The 4,787-nt window shown below is 37.8% G+C and carries 5 protein-coding genes; all 5 read right to left on the minus strand.

Features of this window, described 5'->3' with window-relative positions:
- Positions 1–177: 177 nt before the first annotated feature.
- Positions 178–609: an RDD family protein gene (locus GSY74_RS08445; RefSeq protein ID WP_164664667.1), complete on the minus strand. Its 432-nt coding sequence runs from the start codon at positions 607–609 to the stop codon at positions 178–180.
- An 8-nt stretch (positions 610–617) separates the two neighbouring features.
- Positions 618–1,886 carry a phosphoribosylamine--glycine ligase gene (gene purD / locus GSY74_RS08450; protein ID WP_164664668.1) on the minus strand — a complete coding sequence of 423 codons (1,269 nt, stop codon included), beginning with the start codon at positions 1,884–1,886 and terminating at the stop codon, positions 618–620.
- Positions 1,887–2,192: 306 nt separating this feature from the next.
- Positions 2,193–2,840: a uroporphyrinogen-III synthase gene (locus GSY74_RS08455; protein WP_255494587.1), complete on the minus strand. Its 648-nt coding sequence runs from the start codon at positions 2,838–2,840 to the stop codon at positions 2,193–2,195.
- Positions 2,840–3,751: a cation diffusion facilitator family transporter gene (locus tag GSY74_RS08460; protein ID WP_164664669.1), complete on the minus strand. Its 912-nt coding sequence runs from the start codon at positions 3,749–3,751 to the stop codon at positions 2,840–2,842. Before GSY74_RS08460 ends, GSY74_RS08455 begins: the two co-directional genes overlap by 1 nt.
- A gap of 51 nt (positions 3,752–3,802) precedes the next feature.
- On the minus strand, positions 3,803–4,787 hold a 985-nt coding region (locus tag GSY74_RS08465; RefSeq protein ID WP_164664670.1), incomplete at its 5' end, for a hypothetical protein.

A 4,787-nucleotide genomic window follows, 5' to 3' on the forward strand; every position in this document is an offset into this window, starting at 1 on the left:
ATCGAACCTTCATAGAGTATAACTACACTATCGTTGGCAGAGACAGAGTTATCTCTAGCTATAACATTTTTTGCAAAGATTTCGATAGTCTCTTTTCCAAAAACTACAATAGAGAGGAGTAGGAGAAGAGTAAAGCTACGCATTAGAATCCTTTTTTGGTGCGATAGCAATCGCACCCTACGCATCTACCACAATAGTTTTTGCTATTTTATCATGGAAGGATTGGAGCAGAGGAGAGAAGAATGCTACTAGATAGCCCAACATTAGGGAGTTATCACTAATAACTCTAAATCCAGAGCGAAGAAGTGCTGTAGTGAGTGAAGGGGTAGAGGCTGTATCTATCTCAACAACACGAATCTTCATTAGCATCTTTCCTAAAGTCATACCATTTTGCCATACAAAAAGTGTATGGTATATAAAACCCAAAAGAGAGATAACCAAAAACTTATCATTTGTAAAAAAAAGAGAAAAATCTTCACTATCTACAGCCACTACCCACTGCTTGGTATATATAGCAATCAGAAATAGAACAATAACAAAACTATCAATAAAAAAAGCTACCGTACGCTTCCCTTTTGTAGCGATTTGATACTCACCAACCTCCTGCATTACTACTCCTAAAGTGCCTGATACGCAATATCCGTTCTACACTGCTTACCTGCAAAGTGAACTTGACCTACCAACATATATGCTCTCTGTTGAGCCTCGGCAATACTATCACCCATCCCCACACAGACAAGCACCCTGCCACCTGTAGCATAGAGTTTATCATCATCACCGCGTGTTACCCCTGCAAAAGAGATGTGAGAGTTTGCCTCCAAATCATCATGAACAATATCATCAATAATTATCTGGGCAGGTTCAGAACTTTTGTATGGATAGTCACGACTTGCCATAACAACACCAACAGCATATTTATCATGAAACTCAATCTTTGCATTTTTCAAATCACCTGTCGCTGCTTTATAAAATAGCTCTGATGCAGGAGACTTAAGCAGAGGCATCAACTCTTCACACTCTGGGTCACCAAAACGGACATTATACTCCAAAATAATAGGCTCACCGTCTACAACCATTACACCTATAAATAGTACACCTTTAAATGGCATCCCCTCAGCTCTCATTCCCTCTAGTGTTGGTACAATAACCCTCTCATCTAATTTTCGATAAATCTCATCATCTACAAGTGGTGTTGGAGCATAAGCACCCATCCCACCTGTATTTGGGCCAAGGTCATCGTTCAGAAGTCGCTTATGGTCTTGGGCCGCTGGTAAAACGACATAATCTTCACCATCACAGATAGCAAAAACAGAAAGTTCATAGCCATCTAAAAACTCTTCAACTACTATAGATGTTCCCGCGTCACCAAATGAGCTACCAGATAGCATCTCGGCAGAAGCTTTTTTTGCTTCATCTCTACTAGTAGCAATAATCACCCCTTTACCACCACAAAGCCCATCTGCTTTGACCACAATAGGAGCTTCCAAGGAGTTAATAAACCTGTATGCATCCTCTATAGAGTCAGTCTCTATATACTTTGCCGTTGGCACACTGTGACGAGCCAAAAAGTTTTTCATAAAAATCTTTGACCCCTCTAGCTGTGAAGCTTGTGCAGATGGTCCAAAGATAGTCAACCCTCTAGCCTCAAATCTATCTACAATCCCATCAACCAAAGGAGCCTCTGGACCTACAATAGTCAAACCGATAGAATTTGATTCACAAAAATCACCCAACTCATCAAAATCACTAATCGTCAAATTCTCACCCAACTCATCCGTCGCTCCATTTCCAGGGGCAAAATAGAGGTTATCTACACTCTCATCTTTTTTAAGAGCCATCCCAATAGAGTACTCTCTTCCACCAGCACCAATTATTAATACATTCACTTAAAACTTCTCCAATAAAATAGTTAAAAATATATAAGCAATATTATACACTATTAAATATTTTACAACAACAATATGAGTCGGATTATAAAAAAGGCCCCGAGTGGCCGTTCTGTTAAGAGCCGGCCCTAAAAAGCCAACGGTGTAGGAGGGAGTGACTAATCTGGGGATAGCTTCTCGTTGGCAATGCCTAACTCAAACGAAACCATCCTCTCCCTAGCCATCTACATGTCCCACAAAAGATAATGTTGGACCACATATTACAGTAGTCGAACCACTCAGGTTAATAGAATTATACAATAAATACTAACAAATGTCACTGTTTTTACTAATTTCTTTAGCTTTTTCTATACATGAGTCGATTAAAGGCACATCAGCAACTACATATTCACAGTAGTCTGGCAGGTGTTCTTTGGTAGCTTTTCCTATTAATATAGCAGTGTAACTTCTATCCCATGAGAAGTTCTCAAAAAAACATTTTATAGTTGATGGTGAGGTAAATATAATAATAGCATTTTTCAAAGGAGCATCACTCTCTTCATATCTCTGGCACGAGGTCTCATATATTATCTGCTCTTGCAACTCTATCCCCTCTTTTGCCAAATACCCCTTGCTATCAAAGGAGACCTCTTTGGGGCGAAGATAGAGAAGAGTTCTATCAGAAAACTTCTCTTTTATATCCTCTGCCAAAGATTTACCATAAAACTCTTTGGGGTAATAGATAACCTCACCTCCTAGCTCCTCTATCTTTTTTTTGGTAGCTCTACCTATCGCTACTGATGGATAGTTTTTCCAACGCTTATCAATGCTCTCTGCACTCACCACTGCCTGTTTGGAGGTAAACATCAGCGTATCACAACGAGAAAAATCTATCTTATTTGTAGTTAAACTAAACGAAATCATCGGCAGAGAAATCGTCCCCTTTTTTACCAATGGAGAGAGCAGATATATCATCAAGCCTCCCCTAGAGGTATACCATCTCTTGTCGCATCATTTATATCCTCATCATCATAAGGGTCATAGTGAGGTGTGATAATCCATCGTCTCGTATCATCAAGCTTGGCTATCCTCTCCTCTATCACATCAGAGATACGATGTGCTTCTAGCAGAGTCATTTCAGGCTCTAATACCAAGTGAAACTCAACAAAATTATGAGAACCGTCAGTTCGTGTCTTTAACCAATGGTGACTAGTAACTAATGGATGCTCATCTATCTTCTTCTCAATCTCTCTAACTATCTCTGGGTCTAATGCATGGTCCATCAAAATAAAAATCCCCTCTTCTATAATCTCATAAGCAGAATAGATAATATAAATCCCTATCCCAAAACCAAAAATCGCATCAATAATATCCCAATCTGTCAAATAGACCAAGACCAAAGAGAGCAGAATAACCCCATTACTTATAAGGTCTGTCTTATAGTGCAAAGCATCGGATTTGATGACAATATTATTGGTCTTTTTAGCAACTCCCATAAGATACTCAACGAGTAAAAAAGTAACGGCTATCGAGAAAATCATAACCATAATCGCAGGACTCAACATCGTAGTCTCCGTCCCATTTATAGCTTTTTTAATCGCCTCATAGATAATATAAAATCCAGAGAGTGTTATAATAGTACCCTCAATCACAGCCGCTATCGCTTGTACTTTTCCTTTTCCATACTGAAACCTATCCGTCACTTTCTCTTCTGACTTTTTAATCGCAAAAAAGTTAAATACAGAGATAACCGTATCAAGCAGAGAATCTATGGCAGAAGCCAAAACAGCTACTGAACCAGAGGCTACACCTATGGCGAATTTTACTATTGTTAAAATGGTTGCGACAACACTTGCTATTATTGTTGCTCGTTTTTGGGGGGACATACTCTTTCCTTTTCTATATTTTACGAAAGTGTACCATCTTAAACTTATCCCCTAACTTGATTTCCCAATCCACCCGTTAACCCTCTGAACAAACGAATAATCAATCTTCAACTGTAACTTATCAATATCACCTAAAATCTCCACAGCCTCATCCTCACTAAACTCCTTGCGAGAAAAGAACCCAAAGTTAAATATCTGCTCTTCAGCTCCATTAGACTTAGAGATTCTTGCAAAAGGCAATATATCATAAGAGATTTTAGAATTATCAAAGAGAATTGCTGTCATATTTTTACTATTATCTCCCTCTTTTATAACTATAGATTGATTCGTACCGATAAAAAGTTGTCCCTTGTTTCTATATGCATCAATAAGTGTAAAGTTTTCGAAAAATTGTGTTTGGATTATCCAAACTTTTTCTTCCATATTGTTATTACTTGGATAGGAGTAGAAGTACCACAACCCATCATCTTTAAGTAGTTTTTGCAACACTCTGTTATCTTGTGAGAATAGGAAGTTCTCTTTTGGTATATAAGCCTCATGGCTCCTTTGGTTTTTTAACTCTAATACCTTATCCAATTTTAGACTTTTCTCTTTTATCAATCTATAGTTGTTAACATATATCATAATCGTACCCTCATCAGGGTTGATGGAAAAATCATTGTTTTTTTCACTTCTCTCTTTGTGCAGTACCACATCTTTCTCAACAGGAAAAGCAAAATCATAACTGGTCACAAGGGTCTCAATATCTTTTTTGATAGCAAACCGTATATCTACCCCTACCTCTTCCATTCTTTTAACTGTCTTTATCACAAAACTATCTACATCATCCAAAGAGTCAACAATAAAAATTCGATATATTTTAACACCTCGTTGTGCCACTTCTATATTTAGATTGATAGAGTTAATCGCCTCTTCTCGGTTCACAAGAAGATTGCCATTGAAACCAAAAAGTGGATAGACAATATAGCAAGAGCTTTTTCTCTCTATCATACTTTTTAAAAATGTTGTGGTGGCTCTTTTTTTATTGGTTACAAAA

It is taken from the genome of Sulfurovum sp. bin170 (genome assembly GCF_010892395.1).
Taxonomy (GTDB): domain Bacteria; phylum Campylobacterota; class Campylobacteria; order Campylobacterales; family Sulfurovaceae; genus UBA1140.